21 protein-coding genes and 1 pseudogene are annotated in these 26046 nt (G+C 72.3%); 9 read left to right on the top strand and 13 right to left on the bottom strand.

What is annotated here, in order from left to right:
- Positions 1–34 precede the first annotated feature (34 nt).
- Entirely contained in the window at positions 35–2875 is a 2841-nt protein-coding gene (locus tag VE614_RS31065; RefSeq protein WP_324944756.1) for an FAD-binding and (Fe-S)-binding domain-containing protein, read from the bottom strand.
- Between the two features lie 106 nt (positions 2876–2981).
- Between VE614_RS31065 and serC the strand changes: the two genes are divergently transcribed.
- The gene (serC, locus tag VE614_RS31060; RefSeq protein ID WP_324944753.1) at positions 2982–4100 is read left to right on the top strand and encodes a phosphoserine transaminase; all 1119 of its coding nucleotides are present in this window, start codon (positions 2982–2984) and stop codon (positions 4098–4100) included.
- Positions 4101–4206: 106 nt separating this feature from the next.
- Here the strand turns inward: serC and VE614_RS31055 are convergent, their stop codons facing one another.
- Both VE614_RS31055 and VE614_RS31050 read right to left on the bottom strand, forming a co-directional pair.
- The gene (locus tag VE614_RS31055; protein ID WP_324944751.1) at positions 4207–5028 is read right to left on the bottom strand and encodes an ABC transporter permease; all 822 of its coding nucleotides are present in this window, start codon (positions 5026–5028) and stop codon (positions 4207–4209) included.
- The gene (locus VE614_RS31050) at positions 5025–5990 is read right to left on the bottom strand and encodes an ATP-binding cassette domain-containing protein (protein WP_324944747.1); all 966 of its coding nucleotides are present in this window, start codon (positions 5988–5990) and stop codon (positions 5025–5027) included. The genes VE614_RS31055 and VE614_RS31050 overlap by 4 nt, the downstream gene beginning before the upstream one ends.
- Before the next feature lie 94 nt (positions 5991–6084).
- On the opposite strand from VE614_RS31050, the gene VE614_RS31045 reads away from it, so the two are divergent.
- Together VE614_RS31045 and VE614_RS31040 are read left to right on the top strand one after the other, a co-directional pair.
- The gene (locus VE614_RS31045; RefSeq protein WP_324944743.1) at positions 6085–6870 is read left to right on the top strand and encodes a TetR/AcrR family transcriptional regulator; all 786 of its coding nucleotides are present in this window, start codon (positions 6085–6087) and stop codon (positions 6868–6870) included.
- 57 nt (positions 6871–6927) lie between these two features.
- Positions 6928–7677, top strand: a complete 750-nt coding sequence (locus tag VE614_RS31040; protein ID WP_324944739.1) for a sporulation protein — start codon at positions 6928–6930, stop codon at positions 7675–7677.
- A gap of 36 nt (positions 7678–7713) precedes the next feature.
- On the opposite strand, the gene VE614_RS31035 is transcribed toward VE614_RS31040, so the two are convergent.
- Positions 7714–8700, bottom strand: a complete 987-nt coding sequence (locus tag VE614_RS31035; protein WP_324944735.1) for a WD40 repeat domain-containing protein — start codon at positions 8698–8700, stop codon at positions 7714–7716.
- Between the two features lie 99 nt (positions 8701–8799).
- On the opposite strand from VE614_RS31035, the gene VE614_RS31030 reads away from it, so the two are divergent.
- Together VE614_RS31030 and VE614_RS31025 are read left to right on the top strand one after the other, a co-directional pair.
- Entirely contained in the window at positions 8800–9474 is a 675-nt protein-coding gene (locus tag VE614_RS31030; RefSeq protein WP_324944732.1) for a GDSL-type esterase/lipase family protein, read from the top strand.
- 162 nt (positions 9475–9636) lie between these two features.
- Positions 9637–10629, top strand: coding sequence for an aldo/keto reductase (locus VE614_RS31025; protein ID WP_324944729.1), 993 nt, complete (start codon positions 9637–9639; stop codon positions 10627–10629).
- A 191-nt stretch (positions 10630–10820) separates the two neighbouring features.
- Here the strand turns inward: VE614_RS31025 and thpR are convergent, their stop codons facing one another.
- Genes thpR through VE614_RS31010 form a run of 3 tightly spaced genes read right to left on the bottom strand, consistent with a single transcriptional unit; the run spans position 10821 to position 13268 of the window.
- A complete protein-coding gene (gene thpR / locus VE614_RS31020; RefSeq protein WP_324944726.1) occupies positions 10821–11393 on the bottom strand; it encodes an RNA 2',3'-cyclic phosphodiesterase in 573 nt (190 codons plus the stop codon).
- A gap of 42 nt (positions 11394–11435) precedes the next feature.
- Positions 11436–12803 (bottom strand): MFS transporter, encoded by a 1368-nt coding sequence (locus VE614_RS31015; RefSeq protein WP_324944723.1) that lies wholly within the window; start codon positions 12801–12803, stop codon positions 11436–11438.
- A gap of 27 nt (positions 12804–12830) precedes the next feature.
- The gene (locus VE614_RS31010; protein ID WP_324944720.1) at positions 12831–13268 is read right to left on the bottom strand and encodes a MarR family transcriptional regulator; all 438 of its coding nucleotides are present in this window, start codon (positions 13266–13268) and stop codon (positions 12831–12833) included.
- Between the two features lie 155 nt (positions 13269–13423).
- Between VE614_RS31010 and VE614_RS31005 the strand changes: the two genes are divergently transcribed.
- Positions 13424–13606, top strand: a complete 183-nt coding sequence (locus VE614_RS31005; RefSeq protein ID WP_324944717.1) for a ribbon-helix-helix protein, CopG family — start codon at positions 13424–13426, stop codon at positions 13604–13606.
- Here VE614_RS31005 and VE614_RS31000 read toward each other — a convergent pair.
- Positions 13599–15050, bottom strand: coding sequence for an NCS2 family permease (locus VE614_RS31000; protein WP_324944714.1), 1452 nt, complete (start codon positions 15048–15050; stop codon positions 13599–13601). The two genes, VE614_RS31005 and VE614_RS31000, sit on opposite strands and share 8 nt — an antisense overlap.
- A gap of 134 nt (positions 15051–15184) precedes the next feature.
- On the opposite strand from VE614_RS31000, the gene VE614_RS30995 reads away from it, so the two are divergent.
- Positions 15185–15451 (top strand): DUF2530 domain-containing protein, encoded by a 267-nt coding sequence (locus tag VE614_RS30995; protein ID WP_324944712.1) that lies wholly within the window; start codon positions 15185–15187, stop codon positions 15449–15451.
- A 30-nt stretch (positions 15452–15481) separates the two neighbouring features.
- Positions 15482–17875, top strand: coding sequence for an HAD-IC family P-type ATPase (locus tag VE614_RS30990; RefSeq protein ID WP_324944709.1), 2394 nt, complete (start codon positions 15482–15484; stop codon positions 17873–17875).
- 3 nt (positions 17876–17878) lie between these two features.
- On the opposite strand, the gene VE614_RS30985 is transcribed toward VE614_RS30990, so the two are convergent.
- From VE614_RS30985 to VE614_RS30970, 4 genes are all read right to left on the bottom strand, one after another.
- A complete protein-coding gene (locus tag VE614_RS30985; protein WP_324944706.1) occupies positions 17879–18784 on the bottom strand; it encodes a DUF5707 domain-containing protein in 906 nt (301 codons plus the stop codon).
- A gap of 199 nt (positions 18785–18983) precedes the next feature.
- Positions 18984–19916, bottom strand: coding sequence for a hypothetical protein (locus VE614_RS30980; protein WP_324944703.1), 933 nt, complete (start codon positions 19914–19916; stop codon positions 18984–18986).
- A gap of 39 nt (positions 19917–19955) precedes the next feature.
- Positions 19956–20735 carry a DUF5707 domain-containing protein gene (locus VE614_RS30975; protein WP_324944700.1) on the bottom strand — a complete coding sequence of 260 codons (780 nt, stop codon included), beginning with the start codon at positions 20733–20735 and terminating at the stop codon, positions 19956–19958.
- 193 nt (positions 20736–20928) lie between these two features.
- A complete protein-coding gene (locus VE614_RS30970) occupies positions 20929–24060 on the bottom strand; it encodes a sacsin N-terminal ATP-binding-like domain-containing protein (RefSeq protein ID WP_324944697.1) in 3132 nt (1043 codons plus the stop codon).
- 337 nt (positions 24061–24397) lie between these two features.
- Between VE614_RS30970 and VE614_RS30965 the strand changes: the two are divergent.
- A pseudogene (locus VE614_RS30965) lies at positions 24398–24583 on the top strand (ATP-binding protein); the annotation flags it as partial.
- Positions 24584–25023: 440 nt separating this feature from the next.
- Here VE614_RS30965 and VE614_RS30960 read toward each other — a convergent pair.
- Positions 25024–25950: a DUF3027 domain-containing protein gene (locus tag VE614_RS30960; RefSeq protein WP_324944694.1), complete on the bottom strand. Its 927-nt coding sequence runs from the start codon at positions 25948–25950 to the stop codon at positions 25024–25026.
- Positions 25951–26046 lie beyond the last annotated feature (96 nt).

The following is a 26046-nucleotide window of genomic DNA, read 5'->3' as shown; positions in this document are numbered from 1 at the left end:
GGACTACATCAGGTGTGTGAAGCGGTTATGCCACTTACTTGGCCGCCTGCCCCGGAGTCTCCCCCAGCCCTTCCTCCTCCAGCCCTTCCGCCAGCACCTCCGCCAGGTGTCGCCCCCGCACTCCGCCCAGTTGCTCCAGCTGGGTCCGGCAGGAGAAGCCGTCCGCCAGGATCACCGCGTCCTCGGGGGCTAGCCGGACCGCGGGCAGCAGCTGTTCCTCCGCGCAGGCCGCCGAGACCTCGTAGTGGCCCCGTTCGAAGCCGAAGTTGCCCGCGAGGCCGCAGCAGCCGCCGGACAGGTCACCGGTCAGGCCCGCGGCGGCGCGCAGCCGGCGGTCGGGGGCGTCGCCGAGGACCGCGTGCTGGTGACAGTGGGTCTGGCCGGTGGCCGGGCGGTCGAGGCGGGGCGGGATCCAGTGGGGAGCGAGGCGGTCCAGGGACTCGGCGAAGGTGAGGACGCGGGAGGCGAGCCGGGCCGCGCGCGGGTCGCCGGAGAGCAGCTCGGGCAGGTCGGTGCGCAGGGCCGCCGCGCAGCTCGGTTCCAGGACCACCACCGGTGTGCCGGTCTCCAGCACGGGGGTCATCAGGTCCAGCGTGCGGCGCATGACCGTACGGGCGCGGTCGAGCTGGCCCGTGGAGACGTACGTCAGCCCGCAGCAGACCCGGGACCGGCCGCGAGGCGGCGACGGCGGCAGGGTCACGTCCAGGCCCGCCGCCTCCAGGACCCGCACCGCCGCGCGGCCCACCGAGGGCGAGAGGTGTTCGGTGAAGGTGTCCGGCCACAGCACCACCCCCGTGCCCCGTGTCCCCGTGCCGGTGGATCGCCGCCGCCCCCACCACCGGGTGAACGTCTCCGGTGCCAGCCGCGGGATCTGCCGCTCCGCCGCGATCCCGCCCAGCCGTTTCCCCAGCCGGGCCAGCGGCCCCGCCCCGGCCAGCGCGTTGACCAGCGGGGCCGTACGCGTACGGTCCACCGCGCCCAGCCACTCCGGCAGCCGTCCCATGCTGAGGTGGGCGGCGGGGCGGCGGCGCCCGGCATAGTGGTGGTGCAGGAACTCCGCCTTGTACGTGGCCATGTCGACGCCGACCGGGCAGTCCGAGCGGCAGCCCTTGCAGGACAGGCAGAGGTCGAGCGCGTCCCGGACCTCCGTCGAGCGCCAGCCGCCGGTGACCACCTCGCCCGCCAGCATCTCGTGCAGCAGCCGGGCCCGCCCGCGCGTGGAGTGCTCCTCCTCGCCGGTCGCCCGGAAGGACGGGCACATGACCGCCGGGCCGCTCGCCGTGGCCGTACGGCACTTCGCGACGCCCACGCAACGCCGCACCGCCGCCGAGAAGTCACCGCCGTCGGCCGGGTAGCCGAAGGCCACGGGGACCGGGCGGCGGGGCAGGGGCGCGAAGCGGAGACCCGCGTCCAGGGGGTGCGGGCGGACCAGCATGCCGGGGTTGAGGAGGTCGTCCGGGTCCCACACGGCCTTCGCGCGCTCGAACAGTGCGCACATCTGCGCTCCGTACATCCTCGGCAGGAGTTCCGCCCGCGCCTGCCCGTCCCCGTGCTCCCCGGAGAGCGAGCCCCCGTGGGCGACCACGAGGTCCGCCAGTTCCTCCGAGAAGCGGCGGAAGCGGGCCACGCCCCGTTCGGTCAGCAGGTCGAAGTCGATGCGGACGTGGACGCAGCCGTCCCCGAAGTGGCCGTACGGCGTGCCGCGCAGCCCGTGGGCGGCCAGCAGGCCCCGGAATTCCCGCAGGTACGCGCCGAGCCGGGCGGGCGGCACCGCGCAGTCCTCCCAGCCGGGCCATGCCTCGGTGCCGTCCGGCATCCGGGTGGCCGTGCCGCTCGCGTCCTCCCGGACGCGCCACAGCGCCCGCTGCCCGCCCGGGTCGGTCACCACCAGGGCGTCGACGACGTCGGCGGCCCGCACGACCGCCTCCGCGCGCGCGTGGGCCTCCGCCGCCGACTCCCCGCCGGTCTCGACGAACAGCCAGGCCCCGCCCCTCGGCAGCGCGGCCGGTGACGGCACCAGGTCCGCGGCCATGCCCTCGACGGTCAGCGGCCCGTACGGCAGCAGACCGGCCGCCGCCTCCGCCGCCGCGCTCTCGTCGGCGTACCCCAGCACCGCCAGCGCCCGCGCGCGCGGGGACTCCACCAGCCGTACGACCGCCTCCGTCAGCACCCCGAGGGTGCCCTCCGAGCCGCAGAAGGAGCGGGCGACGTCGGCGCCCTTCTCGGGCAGCAGCGCGTCCAGGGCGTAGCCGGAGATCCGGCGCGGAAGCTGGGGGAAGCCGGTCCGCAGCCGGGCCAGCTCCCCGTCGACCAGCGCCCGCAGCCCGTCCGGCGCCCCGGCCCAGCCCGGCCCGAGCCGCGCTCGCCGCCCGCGCGCGGTGACCACCGACAGCTCGCGCACGTTGTCCGCGGTCGTCCCCCAGGCCACCGAGTGGGAGCCGCAGGAGTTGTTGCCGATCATTCCGCCGAGGGTGCAGCGGCTGTGCGTGGACGGGTCGGGTCCGAAGCGCAGCCCGTGCGGCGCGGCGGCCTCCTGGAGCCGGTCCAGGACGAGCCCCGGCTGGACGACGGCCGTGCGCGCTTCCGGGTCGAGCGCGAGCACCCGGTTCATGTGCCGGGTGAAGTCCAGCACCAGCCCGGTCCCCGTGGCCTGCCCCGCGATCGACGTGCCGCCGCCTCTGGCCACCACCGGCACCCCGCGCTCCCGGCACACCTCCAGCGCCGCCGCCACGTCGTCGGCGTCCCGGGGTGCGACGACGCCCAGCGGGACGCGCCGGTAGTTGGACGCGTCCATGGTCACCAGCGCCCGCGCGGTGGCGTCGAACCGCACCTCGCCCCGGACGGCGGCCCGCAGCTCCCCTTCGAGATCCGTCATGCCTCCCAGGTTCCTACAGATTCCTACAGGTCCATGGGGTGGAGATCTTGTCTCATCCGACGGACACGTCTCCGCCGGGTTTCGGCGACCGGATACGCTCCGCCTCGTGGCTGAGATCCAGATTCCTGCTGACATCAAGCCCGCGGACGGTCGATTCGGCGCGGGTCCCTCCAAGGTGCGGGTGGAGGCGCTGGACGCCCTGGCCGCCACCGGTACGTCCCTGCTCGGCACCTCCCACCGCCAGGCCCCGGTCAAGAACCTGGTCGGCCAGGTCCGCGAGGGCATCTCCGAGCTGTTCCAGCTGCCCGACGGTTACGAGGTCGTCCTCGGCAACGGCGGCTCCACCGCGTTCTGGGACATCGCGACCCACGGCCTGATCGAGAACAAGTCGCAGCACCTCAGCTTCGGCGAGTTCAGCTCCAAGTTCGCCAAGGCCGCCAAGCTGGCCCCCTGGCTGGCCGAGCCGACCGTGATCGCCGGCGACCCCGGCACCCACCCGGAGCCGGCCGCCGAGGCGGGCGTCGACGTCTACGCCTTCACGCACAACGAGACCTCGACCGGTGTCGCGATGCCCATCAAGCGGGTCGAGGGCGCCGACGAGGGCGCGCTCGTCCTGGTCGACGCCACCTCCGGCGCGGGCGGCCTCCCGGTCGACATCGCCGAGACGGACGTCTACTACTTCGCCCCGCAGAAGTCCTTCGCCTCCGACGGCGGCCTGTGGATCGGCGTGTTCTCCCCGGCGGCGATCGAGCGCGCCGAGCGCGTGCACGCCTCCGGCCGCCACGTCCCGGAGTTCTTCTCGCTGCCGACGGCGATCGACAACTCCCGCAAGAACCAGACGTACAACACCCCGGCCCTGTCGACCCTCTTCCTGCTGAACCAGCAGCTGGAGTGGATCAACGGCCAGGGCGGCCTGGACTGGGCGGTGCGCCGCACGGCCACCTCCGCGCGGACGCTCTACGGCTGGGCCGAGGACGTCAAGTTCGCCAACCCGTTCGTCGCCGACCCGGCCAAGCGCTCGGCCGTCATCGGCACGATCGACTTCACCGACGAGGTGGACGCCGCCGCGGTCGCCAAGGTGCTGCGCGCCAACGGCATCGTCGACACCGAGCCGTACCGCAAGCTCGGCCGCAACCAGCTGCGCGTGGCGATGTTCCCGGCGATCGAGCCGTCGGACGTCGAGGCGCTGACCAAGTGCGTCGACTACGTCATCGAGAAGCTCTGACCTTCTCCCGCAGACGACGCTCCCTAGGAAGACACTCCCGTACGACGGCTTGGGGCGCCCGGCGAACACCGGGCGCCCCTCGTCGTCGTGGCCGGGCGGCAGGCCGTCAGCGGCCGAGCCGCTGGAACCGCCGTACCGCCAGCGGCAGGAAGATCGCCGTGAGGATCAGCGGCCAGATCCCGGACATCAGCAGGGCGTGCTGTTCCACCCAGGAGTCGCCGTTGCCGGCCGGGGTGCCGAACAGGTCGCGGGCGGCCGCCGCCGTCGAGGAGATGGGGTTCCAGGCGGCGACCCAGCCGAGCCAGTCGGGCATCAGCTGCGGGGCCACGAAGATGCTGGAGATCATCGTCAGCGGGAAGGCGACCGCGAAGAGGCCGCCCGCCGCCTCCGGGTTGGGCACGATCAGGCCCAGCCAGACACCGACCCAGATCAGCGAGAACCGCAGCCACAGCAGCAGACCGAACGCGCCGAGGAAGCCCCAGCCGCCGTCCGGGCGCCAGCCCATCGCGAGGGCGGTCAGCATCATGATGGCCAGCTCGGCGCAGGCCACCAGCAGGTCCGTGACACCCCGGCCCGCCACCACCGCCGACGACGCCATCGGCATCGAGCGGAAGCGGTCGATGACGCCCTTCGTCGAGTCGTAGACCACCACCGTCGCGGTGTTGATGAAACCGAACGCCATCGTCATGACGAACATGCCCGGCATCAGGAAGTCCTTGTAGTCCCCGCCGCCGGGCACCTGCATGGCGCTGCCGAAGACATAGCCGTAGAGGAGGACCGACAGGATCGGGAAGCCCAGCTGCCAGGCGATGTTGACCGGCTGGCGCTGGTAGTGGGTCAGGCCCCGGCGGACGATGTTCCAGCAGTCGGACAGGAGCCAGTAACCGCGCCCGCGCGCGGAGGCCTCGGTGACATTCAGTGTGCTCATGCCGCGGTCTCCTCGTCCTTCTTGGCGCGGTGTCCGGTCAGGCGCAGGAACACGTCGTCGAGGCTGGGCCTGCGCAGCCCGATGTCCTCGACCTTCACGCCCTCGTCCTGGAGGGTGCGGGCCACGTCGGTGAGGGCGGCCACCCGGTCGGTGACCGACGCGTGCACGCGCAGCTCGGTCTCGTCGGACTCGGGCTCGCCGTCCGAGACCCGGGCGATCGCCTTCGCCACGCGCGGGAGGTCCGCCCGGTCGGCGGCCACCACCTCGATACGGTCGCCGCCGACCCGGTCCTTCAGCCCGTCCGGGGTGTCGTCGGCGATGGCGCGGCCCTGGTCGATGACGGTGATGCGGGCGGCCAGCTTGTCGGCCTCCTCCAGATACTGCGTGGTCAGCAGGACCGTGGTGCCGCTCGCCACCAGGTCCCGCACCGACTCCCAGACCTCGCCCCGGCTGCGCGGGTCCAGCCCCGTCGTCGGCTCGTCCAGGAACAGCACGGCCGGGGCGAGGATCATCGACGCGGCCAGGTCCAGGCGGCGGCGCATACCGCCGCTGTAGCCGCCCACGCCCTTGTCGGCCGCGTCGGTCAGGTCGAACTGCTCCAGCAGCTCGGCCGCCCGCAGCCGGGCCCGCCTGCCGCCGAGGTGGAACAGGCGACCGAACATCTCCAGGTTCTGGCGGCCGGTCAGCACCTCGTCCACCGCCGCGTACTGGCCGGTGAGGCCGATCCGGGCGCGCACCTCGCGCGGCTGCCGGACCACGTCGAGCCCGGCCACCTCGGCCCGCCCGCCGTCCAGCCGGATCAGCGTGGACAGGATGCGCACGGCGGTGGTCTTGCCGGCGCCGTTCGGGCCGAGCAGGCCGTGCACGGTGCCCTCGCGGACCGCCAGGTCGAAGCCGTCCAGGGCGCGTTTCTCGCCGTACCGCTTCTCCAGGCCCTCGGCGTGTACCGCGTAACCGTTCATCGCTCTCTTCCTCCCCTTGCCCTTAACTGCTTACACCGTACCCGATTGCGCGTACGATGTAAGCAGTTTTTTGACCGGGACATAAGCTGAGGTCATGACGAGCGGCGGCAAGGGAATGACCGACACCAGCGGCAGCGGCGACATCGCGCGCACCATGGAACTGCTCTGGGACACCGGGCGACGCCCGAGCCGGGGCCCCAAGCCCGCCCTCACCCTCGACCAGATCGTGGAAGCCGCCGTCCGGGTCGCCGACACCGAAGGCCTGGAGGCGGTCTCCATGCGCCGCGTCGGCGCCGAACTGGGCACCAGCGCGATGTCGCTGTACCGGTACGTCCCCGGCAAGGCCGAGCTGCTCGACCTGATGCTGGACCGCGTGCAGCGCCCCGGCGAGGACCCCGACGGCCTCGGCGACGAAGGCTGGCGCTCCGCCCTGGAGGGCATGGCCCGCGCCACCCTCGCCCTCTACCGGCGCCACCCCTGGCTGCTGCACGTCAACCAGTCCCGGCCGATCCTCGGCCCGAGCGCGCTGGACGGCCTGGAGAAGGTGCTCTCCCGCATCCGGCCGATGGGACTGAGCGACCCCGAGCTGATCTCGGCGATCCTGGTGATCGACTCCTACGTCGTCGGCGCCGCGCGCACCCAGGTCTACCAGGAGGAGGCCGAGCGCCGGTCCGGGCTCACCACGGCCGAGTTCTTCGCCGCGCAGGCCCCGGTCCTGGAGAGGGTCATGGCCGAGGGGCGCTACCCGATCATGGCCGGTCTCTCCGAGGACACCTGGACCAGCGACTTCGACCACTTCGAGTTCGGACTGCAACGGATCCTCGACGGACTGGACGTGTTCGTGTCACAGCGGGCGCGGGAACGATCAGCGGACACGTAGGCTCCCGGCGTCGGCGCTTCACGGTGAACCGCCGGCTCAGGGAGGGGAACCCACCACATGGCACTTCGTACGTTCCTGCGCACGCTCGGCGCGGGCGCCCCGTCCGTCGACACCGTCGTCACCACCGCCCGCGTCCAGCCCGGCGCCCCGCTCCGGTGCGAGGTCACCGTGCGCGGCGGCGGCGCGGACCTGACCGTGGAGCGGCTGCGGCTCGAACTCGTCGTCCGCGCGGAGGACCTGGAGCCGGACGGCTCCACGAGCTGGAACAACCCCTATGTCGTCACCGAGGCGACCGTGGACTCCTTCCGGCTGCCGGCGGGCGAGACCGTCGTCCGGCGGATCGCGCTGGACGTGCCCTGGGAGATGCCGCTCACCCACGAGCGGGGCCTGAGGCTGTCCGGCAGCCGCGTCGCGGTCCGCACCGAACTCGCCGTCGACAGCGCGGTCGACAAGGGCGACTTCGACGAGATCCAGGTGCACGCGCTGCCGTCCCAGGAACTGCTCTTCCAGGTCTACCAGGACCTCGGCTTCCGCTTCCGCGAGTCCGAGGTCAAGCTCGGCAAGGAGCGCTGGCCGGACCGGATGAAGGACCGCCGCACCGCGCCCTTCTGGCAGGAGCTGGACTTCCACTTCCCGGCTTCCTGGAACCGGGGCGCCCAGGAGCTGGAGACGGTGCTCATCACCCGCCCCGACGCACTCGACGTCCACCCCGGCGGCTACCCGCCGGTGACGCTGCCCGCCGGTGAACCCGACCGCGCGGTCTGGCGGCAGGCGGTCGAGGAGCACATCCGCGCCTACTGGGCCTGACCGGCCCGCCGGGGCCCGCCCGCAGGGCCCCGGCGGTCACTTCCCGCGCCGCAGCCTGCTCAGCCCCACCAGGGCGACGACGGCCGCGCCCACGGCGAGGGCCCCCTTGCCGATGCTGATCCCGTCGCCGCCGCCGTCACCGTCTGCGCCCCCGTCCCCGTCCGTGCTCGGCGCGGAACCACCCGCCTCCGCGGGCGACTCGGGTCCCCCGGGCACCTCCCCCGGCTCCACCGAACTCTCCGCGCCCTCCGCGCCGTACATCAGCCGCGACCCGTCGGCGGTGTACGTGACGGACTCGCCCTGCCCGAGGAAGGGCACGCTCAGCCGCCCGGTCTTCCTGATCTTCCCGCCGTTCCAGTCGTACGCGACCGCCCCGAAGTAGCTGCGCACGACGAGCTGTTCGCCGTCCGGGGACAGGGCGGCGTCGGTGGCCTCCAGGTCGGGGACGTCGGCGACGCGCCGGAACACGTTGCCGCCGGAGGCGGAGAGTTCGGCCGGGCCCTCGTACAGATGGCTGCCCCGCTCGTCCTTGTCGACGATGTGGACGCGCCCCGTCCGCGGGTGCACCACCAGGGACTCGGCGTCCCGGGCGCCGTCCGCGTACGTCACCACGTACTGCGTGGCGGGTACGGTCGCGTCCTTCAGGGTCTTCGGCTCGGGCAGCCGGTAGATCCAGACGTGCGGCCAGGTGCCGCCGAGGTTGTCGCCGATGTCGCCGACGTAGATCTGGTTCCCGGGCCCGATGGAGATGGCCTCGACGTCCCGCGGGGTGCCCACCCCGGTGAGCGTGAGCGTCGCGACCGTCTCGCCCGTCCGGCCGTCCACGGCGTAGAGGTGGGCGCCGTCGTCGCTGTCGTTGTGGGTCCAGTAGATCCCCGGGTGCTGCCGGGAGGCGGCCAGGCCGCTGGACTCGGTGATGCGCGGGTCCTTGATGGTGAACCCCTCGTCGGCTGCGGAGGCGGGCGGCAGGGCGAGCGCGCCCGTGAGAAGGGCCGCGGTGAGGAGCACGAACGTTCGGCGCATGCCCCAAGCCTGCCACCCCCGGCCGGAGTTCACGGCGCGTGGCAGGCCTCACACCCCGCGCCGATCCCGGCCGTCCCGCGGATCGTTCATCATGAGCGGATGCTCAGGTTCATGCCGGTAGGCGACTCCATGACCATCGGCAGCGCGGGCGAACACACCTGGCGTCACCGTATGTGGCAGCACCTGTGCGCGACGTACGGCGGCCCGTTCACCCTCGTCGGCCCGCGCGAGACGCTGTACGACAAGACGGCCGACGCCCCCACGTCGCACGCCTACGCCGACCCTGACTTCCCCCGCGCCCACCTGGCCGGCTGGGGCGAGGGGTGGCTGCACATGGCACCGCTCATCGCGGACGCGGTGCGCGAGACCCGCGCGGACGTCCTGCTCGTCTCCCTCGGCCTCATCGACCTGGGCTTCTACACCAACGCCGAGCAGACCGCGGAGAACGTGCACGCCTTCGTCGCCGCGGCCCGCGAGGCCAGGCCGAGGGTGCGGATGGTGGTGCTGCCGGTGATCCCCAACATTCGCGCCCAGCAGGACGCCCCGTTCGCCGAGCAGGTCACCCGCTTCAACGAACTGCTGGCGAAGACGGTCGCCGATCTGGACGAGGCCCGCTCCCCCCTGCTCCTCGCCCCGCTCCCGGCCGCGTGGGACATCCACCGCGACACCTACGACGGCACGCATCCCAACGCCGGCGGCGAGCACAAGATCGCGGGCGCTTTCGCGAAGGCGATGTGGCAGGCCTGGGGGGTCGGCGGCGCGTACGCGGCGTGACCGGGCCGCCGTTCGTATCACGTCGCCGAGCTCAGTGACTCCGCTGCCAAGGATGAAGGAGGTCACCGGCACCGTCGTCGACCTCGTCCCGAAGACCCACGGGTTCCCCCGCGGCTGACCCCCCTTGCTTCGAGCGCACTTCAAGCCGTTGGCTAGGTGCTCATGGAGTACACGCAGCTCGGACGTACGGGACTCAAGGTCAGCCGGCTCGTCCTCGGCACCATGAACTTCGGCCCGCAGACCGACGAGACCGACAGCCACACGATCATGGACGCCGCCCTGGACGCGGGCATCAACTTCTTCGACACCGCCAACGTGTACGGATGGGGGGAGAACAAGGGCCGCACCGAGCAGATCATCGGCAGCTGGTTCGCCAAGGGCGGCGGGCGCCGCGACAAGGTCGTCCTGGCCACCAAGGTGTACGGCAACATGGGCGCGGACGGCGGCCCCGTCTGGCCCAACCACGACAAGCTGTCCGCGCTGAACATCCGCCGCGCGGTCGACGCCAGCCTCCAGCGGCTGGGCACCGACCACATCGACGTCTACCAGTTCCACCACATCGACCGGGCCACCCCGTTCGACGAGATCTGGCAGGCCATCGACGTCCTGGTGCAGCAGGGCAAGATCCTCTACGCCGGGTCGAGCAACTTCCCCGGCTACAAGATCGCCCAGGCCAACGAGATCGCCGCCCGGCGCGGCTCGCTCGGCCTGGTCAGCGAGCAGTGCCTGTACAACCTGTTCGAGCGGCGCGCCGAGATGGAGGTCATCCCGGCCGCGCAGGAGTACGGCCTCGGGGTCATCCCCTGGTCGCCGCTGCACGGCGGCCTGCTCGGCGGGGTGATCCGCAAGGAGGGCGAGGGCAGCCGCCGCGCCTCCGGCCGGTCCGCCGAGACCCTCGCCGACCCGGCCGTACGGGCCCGGCTCCAGTCCTACGAGGACCTGCTCGACAAGCACGGTCTGGAGCCCGGCGAGGTCGCCCTGGCCTGGCTGCTCACCCGCCCCGGCGTCACCGGCCCCATCGTCGGCCCCCGCACCCTGACCCAGCTGGAGTCGGCCGTGCGAGCGGTCGAGCTGGAGCTGAGCGAGGACCTGCTGACCGGCCTGGACGAGATCTTCCCGGGCCCGGGCCCGTCCCCCGAGGCCTTCGCCTGGTAGACACCGGGCACGAGGAGCTCCGGTAGGGGCGCGGGGAACTGCGCGATCCGGCCACACACGGCCCGCGTCGAGGGACGGCGGCAGTTCCCCCGCTACCCGCCCAGGGCGGAAGCCACCGCCACGAGAACGAACATCAGCACAAGCGCACCGGCCATGATCCGGTTCCGGGTTTTCGGGTCCACGCACCGAGACTAACCGGCCCCGCCCAGCGGCCAGCGGGCGACCGTCTCGTAGCGCGGCTGTTCGCCGGGTTCTCCGGAGGTCGGAAGGCTGCTGCGGACCAGGGTCAGCTCGGCCACGGTCCAGGTGCGGCTGGTGAAGGCCTGGAGGGCCTGGACGTACGGCCGCACGTCCATGTCCGTCCGGCTGCGGGCCACCGTCAGGTGGGCCTTGTACCGGCGGTGCTCCCCCATCGGCACGCCCGCCTTGCGCGCCGCGGACTCCGCGCGGTCGGCCAGCAGTCGCAGGGTCGACACATCGCCGTCCGCGCCGGTCCACAGGGCCCGCCCGTGCCCGAACCGGCCGCCGCCGCGCAGCGCCAGCGGGAAGGGCTCGGTGCGGTGCGCGGCCCGCTCCAGGCGGGCCGACAGCCCGGGCACCAGATGCTCGTCCACCTCGCCGTAGAAGGCGAGGGTGAAGTGCCAGCCGGGGCGCCCGGTCCAGCGCAGCCCGTCGGCGCCGGGCAGCTCGCGCAGGACGGCCAGCTCCGCGGCGAGTTCCCCGGCGACGTCGTCGGGGGGCAGCACGGCGGCGAAGAGTCTCATGCGGTCACCCTGGCACAGCCGGCCTGCCCCCGGGGGGCGGTGTCACGCCGCCGTGGCCAGCCGCTCCCGGCGTTCGCGCGGGACGAAGCGGAGGGTCGGGTGGCCGTGGTGCCAGCCGACGGCGAGGCGCAGGCCGCCGGTGCGGGCGAGGATCAGGCCGATCGTGGCGGCGGCCAGCGCGGCGATCGCACCGCCCGCGGCGAGGCCGACCCGCGCGCCGTAGGTGTCGGTGATCCAGCCGACGACCGGGGCGCCGACCGGGGAGCCGCCGAGGAACACCATCATGTAGAAGGCCATCACCCGGCCGCGCATGGCCGGGTCGGTGGCCATCTGGATGCCGGTGTTGGCGGTGACGTTCACCGTCATGCCGAAGACGCCGAGCGGGATCATCAGCGCCGCGAACATCCACAGCTGCGGGGTCGCCGCGGCGACGATCTCCACCGCGCCGAAGACCAGCGCGGCAGCGCTCAGCACCCGCAGCCGGGCCGTGCCGCGCCGGGCGGCGAGCAGGGCGCCGGTGACGGAGCCGACCGCCATGAGGGTGTTGAACAGGCTGTACGTGCCGGCGCCGGCGTGGAAGACGTCGTCGGCGAAGGCGGTGAGGTAGACGGGGAAGTTGAAGGCGAAGGTGCCGACGAAGCCGACCAGGACGATCGGCCAGATCAGCTGGGGGCGTCCGGCGACGTAGCGCAGGCCTTCGCGGAGCTGGCCCTTGCCGCGCGGGGTGCGCTCGACGACGTGCAGTTCGCGGGCGCGCATCAGCAGCAGTCCGGCGATGGGCGCGACGAAGGACAGGCCGTTGAGCAGGAACGCCCAGCCGGTGCCGACGCCGGTGATCAGCAGGCCCGCGACGGCGGGGCCGACGAGGCGGGCGGACTGGAAGTTCGCCGAGTTCAGGCTGACCGCGTTGTGCAGCTGGCCGGGGCCGACCATCTCGCTGACGAACGACTGCCGGGCCGGGTTGTCGACGACCGTGGCGAGGCCGGCCGCGAAGGCGGCGACGTACACGTGCCACACGGCGACGTGGCCGGTCAGGGTGAGCGCGGCGAGCGCGAGGCCGGTGACGGCCATGGCGGTCTGGGTGACCACCAGAGTGGGCCGCTTGGGGAGGCGGTCGACGAGGACGCCGCCGTAGAGGCCGAACAGCAGCATCGGCAGGAACTGGAGCGCGGTGGTGACGCCGACGGCGGTGGCGGAGCCGGTGAGGCTGAGCACCAGCCAGTCCTGGGCGATGCGCTGCATCCAGGTACCGGTGTTGGAGACGACCTGGCCGAGGAAGAACAGGCGGTAGTTCCTGATCTTCAGCGAGCTGAACATGGAGGCCTTGGCCTCACGGGGGGCCTCGGGGACGGATGCGGTGTCGTGGGTGGCCGGTGCGGGGGCGGAGTCTGCTCCGGGTCCCGTACTCAACAGGGTTCGCCTCCTCCTTGCGACTGCTTACAGGTGCGCGAGCTTCTCCAGCACGGGGGCGGCGGCGCGCAGCTTGGCCCACTCGTCCTCGTCGAGGCACTCCACCAGGGTGGCGAGGAAGGCGTTCCGCTTGCGGCGGCTCTCTTCCAGCATCGCCTCGGCCTGTTCGGTCGGGGTGACCACCTTCTGGCGCCGGTCCTCGGGGTGCGGCTCCAGCCGGACCAGTCCCTTGGCCTCCAGCAGCGCGACGATGCGGGTCATCGACGGCGGCTGGACGTGCTCCTTGCGGGCGAGTTCGCCCGGTGTGGCCCTGCCGCAGAGGGACAGGGTGCCCAGCACCGACATCTCGGTGGGGCTCAGTGACTCGTCGACCCGCTGGTGCTTGAGGCGACGGGAGAGCCGCATGACGGCGGAACGCAGGGAGTTCACGGCGGCAGCGTCGTCGCCATGGTTAAGGTCCGGCATGTTCCTTAGCGTAACTCATTACTCTCTCTAAAGACCATTCGGAGCGGACGCCTCCGCCCGTGACACGCACCACGAAAGACCGATCATCACCCGAACGAGTGATCCAGAAGCGGAATGTCACTCACCACCCGGGGCGTCCGCCGACCCTCGTCCCCATGGGGACCAGCGTGCTCAGCCTGCGGATGGACGGGGAGCTGCTCGAACGTCTCCGGCACCACGCGGCGAAAAGAGGAATGAGCGTCCAGGACCATGTCGTCCGGACGCTCATCCGTGATGACTTCGACGAGCGCTTCCAGGCCGCCGTCGAGGAGACCGAGAGGTTCTACGGCGTTACGTGAGCCCCAGCGCCGGCATCAGGTAGTAGAAGGCGAACACCGCCGACACCACGTACATCGCCGCCGGGACCTCCCGGCCCCGCCCGGCCGCCAGCCGCAGCACGGCGAAGGTGATGAAGCCCATGCCGATGCCGTTGGTGATGGAGTACGTGAACGGCATCATCAGCATCGTCACGAAGGCCGGGACGGCGATCGTGTAGTCCGCCCAGTCGATCTCCTTGACGGAGCCCGCCAGGATCAGGAAGCCCACCGCGAGCAGCGCCGGGGTGGCCGCCTGGGAGGGGACCATGGTGGCGATCGGGGTGAGGAAGAGGGCCACGGCGAACAGGCCGCCGGTGACGACGTTGGCGAAGCCGGTGCGGGCGCCCTCGCCGACTCCGGCCGTGGACTCCACGAACGCGGTGGTGGCCGAGGAGGAGCTGGCGCCGCCCGCGGCGACCGCGATGCCGTCCACGAACAGGACCTTGTTGATGCCCGGCATCTGGCCCTGGGCGTCGGTCAGCTTGGCCTCGTCGCTGACGCCCATGATCGTGCCCATCGCGTCGAAGAAGCACGACAGCAGCACGGTGAAGACGAACAGGAGGCCGGTCAGCACGCCGACCTTCTCGAAGCCGCCGAACAGGCTGACCTCGCCGACCAGTCCGAAGTCCGGGGTGGCGACCGGGTTGCCCGGCCACTTCGGGGTGGTCAGGCCCCAGGACGGGATGTCCGCGATCGCGTTGATGACGACCGCGACGACGGTCATCACGACGATCGAGACCAGGATCGCGCCGGGCGTCTTGCGCACGATCAGCGCGAGGGTCAGCAGGGTGCCGAGGACGAAGACCAGCACCGGCCAGCCGTTGAGGTGGCCGTCGCCGCCGAGCTGGAGCGGGACGGTGGTGTGGGCGGCGTCCGGGATCCGGGAGACGAAGCCGGAGTCGACCAGGCCGATCAGCATGATGAACAGGCCGATGCCGATGGAGATCGCCTTGCGCAGCCCGAACGGCACCGCGTTCATCACGCGCTCGCGCAGCCCCGTGGCGACCAGCAGCATCACGACGAAGCCGGCCAGCACGACCATGCCCATCGCGTCGGGCCAGGACATCCGGGGCGCGAGCTGGAGCGCGACCACCGAGTTCACGCCGAGACCGGCGGCGAGCGCGATCGGGACGTTGCCGACGACCCCCATGAGCAGGGTGGTGAACGCCGCGGTCAGCGCGGTCGCGGTGACGAGCTGGCCGTTGTCCAGCTGGTTGCCGTACATGTCCTTCGCGCTGCCGAGGATGATCGGGTTCAGCACGATGATGTACGCCATCGCGAAGAAGGTGGCGAGACCACCACGGACCTCGCGCGCCAGGGTGCTGCCACGCTCCGAGATCTTGAAGTAGCGGTCCAGGGCGCCGTGGGCGGACGCCTTGCCCGGCTGCTCGGGCGTGGGGACCTTGGCGGGTGCCGAGGTGGTCATTGGTGTGTTCCTACGAGCAGAAGCGGTCAGAGACAAACGGTTTCAGTATGAACATATGAGTCCTTGATTGCCATCTCCGCGCGTAGAACTGATCGCCCGCCCTTCTGAACCGACCGCCTCGTAAGCTGTGCCCCATGGCGAAGTGGACCCCCAAGCACGAGGCGCCGGAGCCCCTTGAGGGCCCCGTGGTCGCCACCATCACCGGCGGCACGATCCTCTGGTTCGTCCTCTTCCTGGTCCAGCTCCCCTTCTACGGCTGGTTCGACGAACGCGGCCACACCTGGTGGGTGTGGACCTGCCTGGCCGGCGCGGGCCTCGGCCTGATCGGCATCTGGTACGTCCGCAAGCGCGACGCCGCCCTCAAGCGGGCGGCGCGGGAGAAGAGCGCATTCGGCGGGTGAAGCGGTAGCTCCGCACGTACCGTCGAATGCATGACCCACATCGACGCGGACGCCCACCTCGGCTCCGCGCGCCCCGTCTCCGCGGTGCCGGCCGGGGGGCTGACGGCCGCGGAGGTGGCCGAGCGGGTGGCGCGCGGGCAGGTCAACGACGTGCCGGTGCGCAGCAGCCGGTCGATGGTGGACATCATCCGGGCGAACGTGTTCACCCGGTTCAACGCGATCATCGGCGTGCTCTGGGTGATCATGCTGTTCGTCGCGCCGATCCAGGACAGCCTGTTCGGCTTCGTCATCCTCGCCAACACCGGGATCGGCATCGTCCAGGAGTGGCGGGCCAAGAAGACCCTCGACTCGCTCGCCCTGATCGGCGAGGTGCGGCCCACCGTGCGGCGCGACGGGGTCGCCGTCGAGGTCGGCACCTCGGAGATCGTCCTGGACGACGTCCTCGAGGTCGGGCCCGGGGACAAGGTCGTCGTCGACGGGGTGTGCGTCGAGGCCGACGGCCTGGAGATCGACGAGTCGCTGCTCACCGGCGAGGCCGACCCGGTCGTCAAACGCCCCGGCGACCAGGTGATGTCCGGCAGCTTCGTGGTGGCCGGCGGCGGCGCCTTCCAGGCCGTCAAGGTGGGCCGCGAGGCCTACGCCGCCCAGCTCGCCGAGGAGGCGTCCCGGTTCACCCTGGTCCAGTCCGAGCTGCGCTCCGGCATCTCCACGATCCTCAAGTACGTCACCTGGATGATGGTCCCGACCGCGACCGGCCTCGTCATCAGCCAGCTCGTCGTCAAGAACACCGACTTCAAGGACTCCGTCGCCCGGACCGTCGGCGGCATCGTGCCCATGGTCCCCGAGGGCCTGGTGCTGCTCACCTCCGTCGCCTTCGCGATCGGGGTGATCCGGCTGGGCCGCAAACAGTGCCTGGTGCAGGAGCTGCCCGCGATCGAGGGCCTGGCCCGCGTGGACACCGTCTGCCTGGACAAGACCGGCACCCTCACCGAGGGCGGCATGGACGTCACCGAGCTGCGGACCCTGGGCGGCCACGAGGAGGCGTACATACGCCGGGTCCTCGGCGCCCTCGGCGAGTCCGACCCGCGCCCCAACACCTCCCTCCAGGCGATCATCGACGCCTACCCGGAGGCCGAGGACTGGCGGTGCACCGAGTCCCTGCCGTTCTCCTCCGCCCGCAAGTACAGCGGCGCCTCCTTCAGCGAGGGCGACGGCGAGACCAGCACCTGGCTGCTGGGCGCCCCCGACGTGCTGCTCACCCCCGACGACCCGGCCCTCACCGAGACCGAGCGGCTCAACGAGCAGGGCCTGCGGGTCCTGCTGCTGGCCCGCGCCGCCGGGGACGACCTGGACTCCGCCGAGGTCGCCCGGGACGCCGAGCCGGCCGCCCTGGTCGTCCTGGAGCAGCGGCTGCGCCCGGACGCCGCCGACACCCTGCGCTACTTCGCCGAGCAGAACGTCCGCGCCAAGGTCATCTCCGGCGACAACGCGGTCTCCGTCGGCGCGGTGGCGGGCAAGCTGGGCCTGAGCGGCGGCGTGGTGGACGCGCGCACGCTGCCCGCGGACCGGGCGGGCATGGCGACCGCCCTCGACGAGGGCACGGTGTTCGGCCGGGTCACCCCGCGACAGAAGCGGGACATGGTCGGCGCGCTCCAGTCGCACGGGCACACGGTCGCGATGACCGGCGACGGCGTGAACGACGTGCTCGCGCTGAAGGACGCCGACATCGGGGTCGCGATGGGCTCCGGCTCGGAGGCGACCCGGGCGGTGGCGCAGATCGTGCTGCTGAACAACAGCTTCGCCACGCTGCCGTCGGTGGTCGCCGAGGGCCGCCGGGTGATCGGCAACATCACCCGCGTGGCGACCCTGTTCCTGGTGAAGACGGTCTACTCGGTGCTGCTGGCGATCCTGGTGGTCTGCTGGCAGGTGGAGTACCCGTTCCTGCCCCGGCACCTCACCCTGCTGTCCACCCTCACCATCGGCGTCCCGGCCTTCTTCCTGGCGCTCGCGCCCAACAAGGAGCGGGCGCGGCCGAACTTCGTACGGCGGGTGATGCGGTACGCGATCCCGGGCGGGGCGCTGGCCGCGCTGGCGACCTTCGCCACGTATCTGATCGCCGGGCACCACTACTCGGGCCCGGCGGCGCTGGACGCGGAGACCAGTGCCGCCACGCTGACGCTGTTCCTGATCTCGATGTGGGTGCTGGCGATCATCGCCCGCCCCTACACCTGGTGGCGGATCGCGCTGGTCGCCGCGATGGGCGGGGCGTTCGTGGTGGTGCTGGCGGTGCCGTGGCTCCAGGACTTCTTCGCGCTGAAGCTGGTCGGGGTGACGATGCCGTGGATCGCGGTGGGCATCGCGGCGGGAGCGGCGGCCGCCCTGGAAGTCCTGTGGAGGTGGGTCGGCCGCCGGTTCCCCGCGTAGGGGTTACTGCACGTCGACGAGGTCGCCCGCGGCGTTGACGGCCGGGACGGCGACGTTGCCCGCGAAGCTGTAGCGGTAGTAGCCGTCTGCGGACGCCTTGACCGTGGTCTTCAGGACACCGCCGGCGGCCGACTTGATGGTCTTCACCGTGGTGTAGCTGGTGGCGTCCTTCGTGCGGAACTGGAGGTTCACCGACTGGTTGGCGTACCCGGAGTACTTGTGGGTCTCCCAGTTGGCGATGGACAGCTTGCCGGCGACGGTGAGGGTGGCGCCCTTCTTCACCGGCTCCGGCGTGGCGTCGACGGTCAGCAGGGAGGCGCGCTGGATCAGCGCGGTGCCGAGGCCGCCCTGGTCGGCGTACCCGACCTTGGTGATGTCGAAGTCGAAGCCCTCCGGGTCCTGGCCGTTGTAGTCGATGGCCAGGGCGGCGCCCTTCCAGGTGCCGGCGTCGCGGTTGAGCAGGTCGTCCTGGGCCGGGTAGATGTCGATCTTGCCGGTGCAGGCGGCGGTGGTCGACGAGGTGGGCTTGCAGGTGGCGGGGTTGTTGCCCATCAGCGGGACGGCGGACGGGGCGTCGAAGCTGCCGCGGTACAGGTAGGGCGCGGTGAGGAAGTCGGCGGCCTTCACGTTGACGTCCGCGCCGTGGGTCAGGGTGTAGGTGACCGTGCGGGAGACGTGGGCCCCGGTGCCGACCTTGATGGCCTTGGCCACCTTGAAGTCGGAGAAGGTGACGGCCAGGTCGTACGGCTTCCCCGGGGCGCGGTCGTTCGCCGCTCGGGCGATCTTCGCGGCGTCGGCGCGGTAGTCGCCGTCCTGAGCGTGCCCGCCGGCGGCCTGCGCGGCCGGGACGGCGAGGGCGGAGAGGGCCAGGGCGCCGGAGACGGCGGCCACGGTGGCTCGTATGCGCATGCGTTCCCCAAGTGAATGTTCGTGAAGTCGAGTCATGACTCAAGTGGTCAGATGGACTTGAGGGACCCGGGGTTGCCCGGAGCGCCCACGACGGCCGAAAAAAGCGGCTGCCCCGGCGGCTGGACAACGGGCCGGAAAAAAACACACGGCCCCGGATGGCTTCCGGGGCCGTGGTCGCGGCCGGGGCCGCGGGGGATGCTCAGCGCACGTCGACGAAGTCACCCGCGGCGTTGACGGCCGGGGTGGTCGTGGTGCCCGCGAAGCTGTAGCGGTAGTAGCCGTCGGCGGACGCCTTGACCGTGGTCTTCAGGTTGCCGTAGCTGTTCGTCTTGATCGTCTTGATCGTGGTGTAGCTGGTGGCGTTCTTCGTGCGGTACTGGAGCTTCACCGACTGTCCGGCGTAGCCGTTGTACGTGCCCGTCTCCCAGTTGGCGCGGGAGAGCTGACCGGTGACGGTGAGGGTGGCCCCCTTCTTCACCGGCTCCGGACCCGCGTTGACCGTCAGCTTGGAGAAGCGCTGGAGACGGGTGGTGGCCAGGTTGTCGGCCTCGGCGTAGCCGACCTTGCTCCAGTCCGGCTCCTCGGCCATGAGCTGGTCGTTCCAGTCCACGGCGAAGCCGACGGCCTTCCAGGTGGTGGCGTCCGCGTTCATCAGCTCGCCGTCGGCCGGGTAGATGTCGACGGTGCCCTTGCAGGACGCGGTCGTCGCCGAGGTGGCGGCGCAGACCGGGTAGTCGTCGCCGATCAGCACGTTGACCGGCTTCTCGAGGGTGCCCCGGTAGAGGAAGACGTCCATCTCGAAGTCTTCGGCGTCCAGGTCGATGTCCGCGGCGTGGGTCACCTTGAAGGTCACCGGCACGGTCTTCTGGGCCTTGGTGCCGACCGCGATCGGCTTGCCGCCGTTGATCTTCACACCGGAGAAGGTGAGATCGAGGGCGTAGGGCGCGCCCTCGTCGGCGGCGGTGGAGAAGGCACTGCGGTCCGACCCGGCGGAGGCCGCCTGGTGGGCGGCCAGCGCCGAGGCGACACGGTCGCCGCGGCTCGGGGCGTCGGCGGCCTGCGCGACCGGCGCGACGACGGCGGACAGGGCGAGGGCGCCGCAGACGGCGGCCACGGTGGGGCGAATACGCATGTGTTTCCTCAGTGGGAAAGAGCGAGGGACGGGCGCGGACTACTGCACATCGACGAAGTCGCCCGCGGCGCTGACGGCCGGAGTGGCGGAGTTGCCCACGTAGCTGTAGCGGTAGTAGCCGTCCACGGAGGCGGTGACCGTGGTCTTCAGGTCGCCGTAGGAGTTGGTCTTGATCGTCTTGACCGTGGTGTAGCTGGTGTCGGTCTTCTTGCGGAACTGGAGCTTCACGTACTGGCCGGCGTAGCCGGAGTACTTGTTGGCGTCCCAGTTGGCGCGGGTCAGCTTGCCCGTGACCGTGAGGGTCTTGCCCTTCTTCACCGGCTCCGGCGAGGCGTTGACCGTCAGCTTGGACAGGCGCTGCACCTTGAAGCTGCGGGCGTTCTCCTTCTGGACGTAGTCGCCGTCCTTGCCCGAGGCGAGGACCCACAGCTTCCAGGTGCCGGCGACGCTGTTGATGGCGTTCTCGCCCGGCGTGAAGTCGTACGTCGCCTTGCAGTTGGCGGTGGTGGAGTCCACCGCGGTGCACACCGAGTAGTAGTCGCTGGTGTTGGGCAGCGCGGCGCTGTCGGCGTGGTCCAGGTCCGTGCCGTAGTAGGGCAGGGCCATGGCGTTCTCGACGCCGGAGTCGTCCTTCACGGTGAAGGAGATGGTGATCCGCTTGTACGTGGTGGACCCGACGACGACGGCCTTGCCGCCGTTCACCGAGATGTTCGAGATGGTGGTGTCGCCGCTGATCTCGTCGGCCTGGGCGGCCGGGACGGAGACGGCGGAGAGCGCCAGGGCGCCGGTGACGACGCCGAGGGTGGCACGGATGCGCATGTGTCTTCCCCGTGGAGAGAAAGGGGCCCCGCCGCCCGTCGAACCGCACGGCTGGTGAGGTGCGTACGGGGCCCAAGTGATCGCGGAGTCTGTTGACTCGCATGATCAGATCCACGAGGTGGGCGAATGGTTGTACGACCGATGAGAAATTCGTGCGAGAAATCGCGGAACCCCTCACCGGTCGCGCCCGGCGTCAGTCGAACCAGCGGTCCCGCGCCAGTTCCTCCGTCCGCGACGGGTCCTCCAGCAGCGCCGCCACCTCGAAGCGGCGCGGCCACTGCCCGGCCGCCCACGCCAGCCCGGCGGCGACGCCCTCCAGGGTGGCGGCGTGCAGCACCCCGTCGGCGGTCACCCGCCAGTCGATCTCCACGCCGTCCACGACCAGTTCCTCGTGCTCGACGTACGACCGGGGGGTGCGCGGCCCGAGCAGCACCCGCACCGCATCCGGTACGTCGTGCTCGGCGCCCTCGCTCGTCACCTCCCCGGTGACCGACTCGCTCAGCCGCCGCACCTGGAACAGCTCGGCCAGCTCGGCGGCCCGGCTCGGCCGCACCGGCAGCAGCGGCACCCCGCCGGTGAACGGCAGCAGGTCGGGCGAGTCGACGACGACCGCGTCGGCCGCGTCCACCACCTCCACCCGCCCGTCCACGACGGCCCGCAGCTCGTCCGGCAGGGTCACCTGCTCGGGGTCCAGATCGGCCAGCGCCCCGTACAGCCCGTGCAGTTGGGCGGCGGTCACCTGCCGCCCGGGGTCGGCGAGCCGGTCCAGCAGCTCCGCCGCGCCGCCCGGCTCGTCGAGCAGCGCGGCCACCGAGGTGCGCACCCCGAGCGCCCGCAGCACCTGCTCGTCGTCGAACCCGGTGGCGTCCGCCTCCTCGTACAGCCCGCGCAGCAGCGGATCACCGCCGGCGGCCAGCAGACCGGCCGGGCGCCGGCCGTCCAGCACCGGGTGCCCGCGCAACCACCACGCCGTGTACGGCCGGACGACCTCGTGGGTGCCGTCGGGCAGCAGCATCCGTACCGGCTGGGTGAGCGCGTCGCGCAGCGGCGGCCGGGCCAGCAGGGCGAGCGCCTGCGGCCACTTGTCGTCGTCGACGAGGTCCAGATCCCGTACGGCGACCAGTTCGGTCGCCACCGGCGGCACCGGCGTGTCCGGGAACCGGTCCAGGATGTCCTCGCACCACACGTCCACGGCGTCCAGCAGCCCGGGATCGTCGGGCTCGGCGAAGTCCCCGTCCCGGGGCTCCAGCTCGTCCGGGTCGAGGACCACGTCCGTGGCCCGCACCAGCGTGAAGTTCGCCAGCACCCCGCACGCGGCGAGCGGCGCCTCGCCGAACCGCTCGGCCAGCTCGGCGTCGAGGAAGGGCAGCTCCCCCTCCCGCATCACCTGGGCGAAGGCGCTGCCGGGGAGGACCAGCTCACCGGCCGGGGTCGGCTCCCCGTCCTCGTCGGGCAGCGCGAGCGCGCCCAGCCAGGGCTCGTCGCCCGGCTCAAGACCCGCCTCCCGCACCAGCGTCAGCACGGTCTCGGCCAGCTCCTCGGCGTCGAGCGCGTCCTCCTCCCAGCCCGCGCCGCCCCCGTCCTCGTCCATGGAGGCGGCGACGGCCGCCCGCACCTGCGGGGTGGTGAGCACGGCACGCGGGGTCGCCGGGAGCGCGCCCAGCTTCTCCAGCAGCGGATGGGCGGCGTCCGGATGGGCGGCCTTCAGCCCCAGCCGGGCCAGCACCTCCGGGTCGGTCACCGTGGCATCGGGCAGCGGCAGCAGCACCCGCCGCGGCCCGATCGTCGTCCTGCCGTCGGCGAGCGGCACCGGCAGCCCCGACAGCCGATCCGGATCGACCCCGGCGAGACTGTCGTACAGCCGCCACCACCACCCGGGCTCCTTCTCCAGCCCGGCCAGCCGGTCCACCGCATCCGTCAACGGCACCCGCGCCACACCCAGCGTCCGCAGCTCCACCCGCCGCTCCAGACCCGCCGGCAGCAGCGTGGGCAGCACCTCGGCGAGCACCCGCACGGTGTCCGCCCCGGCACCCTCCACGACCTCGGCGTCCCGGGGCCGCAGCGACTCCGGCACCTCGCCGTCGCCCTCGACGGGCGGCACGGCGGGCGGCAGGAACGACGTGCGGGGCAGCCGGGCGAGGATCGCCTGCCGCAGCGCCCCGTCCAGCTCGGCCTTGCCCAGCGGCCCGGGCACCAGGTCGATGATCCCGTCCGTCACCGGCCGCCAGTCCGCCAGCAGCTCGGCGTACGCGTCCGCCGCCCTCTCCACCAGGAAGTCCGTGAGCGGGCCGGGCGCGGCGTGCCGCCGGGTGGTGTCGAGCGGGAAAGAGGCGATGAGCAGCGCGGGCACGCCGAGGGGCTCGTCACTGGGCGTGGGCGCGTGCACGACCGGAGCGGTCCGGGGCCGACCGGGCCCCCCGCCCGCCTCCTCCACGGGCACGGCCCAGGTGACCGACCAGTACGGCCGCAACCGCTCCTCGACGGGCCGCCCGGCGAGGAGACCGGGGTCGAGCGGCCCGTGGGCGGCGGAGGTACGCCAGGTCGTCGTCCCGTCCCGCGAGTCCTCGACCACGGTCAGCGCGCCCTCACCCCGCCGCCACAACGTGCGGGGCGCCTCACTCCCGATCTCGACGACGACCTCCTCCAGCCCCGGCAGGGCGAGCAGCAAGGCGTCGTCGACGGCGTGCAGCAGCCGCTCGGCGAGATCGGCGGCGGGCGTGTCCCGCAGCGGAAGGATGACCGCGGTGTCGTACGGCTCCGGCGCCCGCCCCTCGGCGGCGAACGGCAGCCGCAGCAGCGGCACGTGCCCGTCCCTGCGCCGGATCTCGTCCCCGAGCCCCGGGCTGTGCCGGGCCACGTCCGCGGCCAGATCCCGCGCCTCGGCCAGCGACCAGCGCACCCCGCCGTGCCGTCCCACCACAGCGGGCTCGTCGGTCACGGCGAGCACGGCGGCGAACCCGACGCCGAACCGCCCGACGGCCCGGTCATGGGTGTCCCGTTTGGCCGAGGCCCGCAAGGTGGACAGGGACTCGACCCCGGCCGCGTCGAGCGGAGCGCCCGTGTTCGCGGCGACGAGCACCCCGTCCCGGAGGGTGAGCCGCAACCGCCCGGGCACGTTCGCGCGCGCGGCGGCGTCGGCTGCGTTCTGCGCCAGCTCGACGACGAGCCGGTCCCGGTACCCGCCGAGGACCAGGTCCTCCTCGGCGTTGGCGTCCTCCCGGAACCTCGCCGGACTGGTCGCCCACGCGTCCAACACCCCGCGCCGCAGCCGCCCCGTCCCGAACGGATCGGCCCCCTCGGCCGCCGGCCGCACGTACTTGCTCACGTTGCCTTCTCCTCCTCGTGACGAGAGGACGAAGGTACCGTGAGCGAGGGTCCCGACTGGTCGCTGGACGCGTAGGTCAGAAAGTCCGACCAGGCCTCCGGGGTGAGGGTGAGGCGGGGGCCGTTGCTCTGCTCGGCGGGGGCCGTTGCTCTGCTCGGAGTCACGGATGTGGATGGTTGCAGGGGTGGTGGTGGTGGCCACTTCGACGCAGACTCGCCGTTGCTGCCGCCGCTGCAGCTGCTCTTGAACCACGCCGGTCCGAAGGCGTCCCCGGCGGAGGCCTCGCGAATCGAGTACGTACTCACGTCACCACTCACGGTACGCACGCGCGGCCACGCTGAGTGACGTGAACCAGGAAACCGTCACCCCCGTCCGCAACTTCAGCGTCCAGCTGTCCTCCACACCCCGCGGAGCCCGCCTCGCCCGACTGCTGGCCGCCGGGCAACTTCGCTCCTCGGACCTGCCGTTGGACCCGGCGACGCTGATCGTGGCGCAGCTGGCGTGGAACGCGGTCACGCACGGCTGGCGGGCGATTGGAACCTTTGGGCAGCGGGCGGGAGGGGAAGCCCTCGGGGCAGGGGGCTGATGTCACACTGCGCCGGCCATGTGGCCGGCCCAAGTCCTCCCGACCGCCGCTTGGCCAACCCGGCGTGCCGGTGCGGCGCTGACGCGTAGCCCTCCCAGGCCAGCAGTCCGGCTCGCGGCACACGGGCCCACCTGGCCCCCGCTTTCCCTGGGCCGCCCGCTCGCTTCTCACCCGTGCCGGAGCGAGCCGAGTCAAGGGTGGCCCGGAGGGCCATCGGCGGAGCCGACGCGCAGCGCCCTTCACTCGGGTCGCGGAAGCACGACACTGGCCGAGCAGCGGGCGGCTCCCAGGCCACGGGTCCGGGGTACTGAGCCGAGGAGGTCTTCGCCGGCGAGACATGCGGAACTGTGACGGAAATCACCTGGAAGGGCCACCTCTTACGAGTGGCCCAGCTCCGCCGTCTCCTCGTCCGTCACGTCCGGGACCGAGCCCGAGTCGCGGGCCGGGCGGAGGGGGAACGGGTCGACGCGGGTCTCGTCGATGACCGGCGGGGCGGGGCGCGGGGGCTTCGGCATGATCGCGGCCTCCGAGTGGCCGCCGCAGCCGTAGGCCAGGGAGACCACGCGGCCGTCCGCCGGGGAGAACTCGTTCGCGCAGACGCCGAAGGCCTGGCCGAGGGAGCCGCCGATGCGGAGGAGGAAGCCGCAGCTGACGCAGGCGGCGGGGGCCGCCTGGGCCATGGGGGTCTTCGGGCCGAACGCCTCCTCCCAGCGGTCGGCGGCGGTGTGCAGGCCGTAGCGGGACAGGACGCGGGCGCGGCGCAGGCCGAGTTCCTCGGCGATCGCGGCGATGGTGCCGCGGGTGGGCGTCTGGGGGAGGTGGGCGGGTGTGCCGGCCGTCACCTCCACGTCCTCGGCCTCGACCAGCTCGGCCATGTCCCCCGAGACGGGGGAGTTCGGCAGCGGCTCGTCCTCGCCGGTGTAGCCCGGCTCCAGGCGCAGGTCGTCCGCGTCGGTGGGCAGGAGGTCGCCGGGGCCCATGTCGCCGGGGCGCAGGCGTTCGCTCCACGGCACCCATTCGGGGGCCAGGACGGCGTCGGGGCCGGGGAGGAGGACGGCCTCGTCGACCGTGACGATCTTGGCGCGGGAGGCGCGGGCGACCGTGACGGCCCAGCGCCAGCCGCGGTAGCCCAGCTCCTTGCACTCGAAGAAGTGCGTGACAACGCGGTCACCCTCGGAGACCAGCCCGGCATGCTCGCCGACGACCCCGGGCGCGGCGGCCTCCTCGGCGGCGGCGCGGGCGAGGTCGACGGCCTCGGCGCACAGGCGGTCGGGGGTGCGGCTTCGCGTTGTCGCTGCGCTCACAGGTATCGCTTCTCTCCTACGCCGTCTTACGGGTGCGCCTTGCCTTGAGGCGGTGGGGGCGGCGGACGGAGCGGACCTGGGGGCCGCGTCGACGTC

It is taken from the genome of Streptomyces sp. (genome assembly GCF_035645055.1).
Lineage (GTDB): Bacteria > Actinomycetota > Actinomycetes > Streptomycetales > Streptomycetaceae > Streptomyces.
Note: the sequence above shows the minus strand (reverse complement) of the source record. Positions and strands in the feature narration are given on the sequence as shown.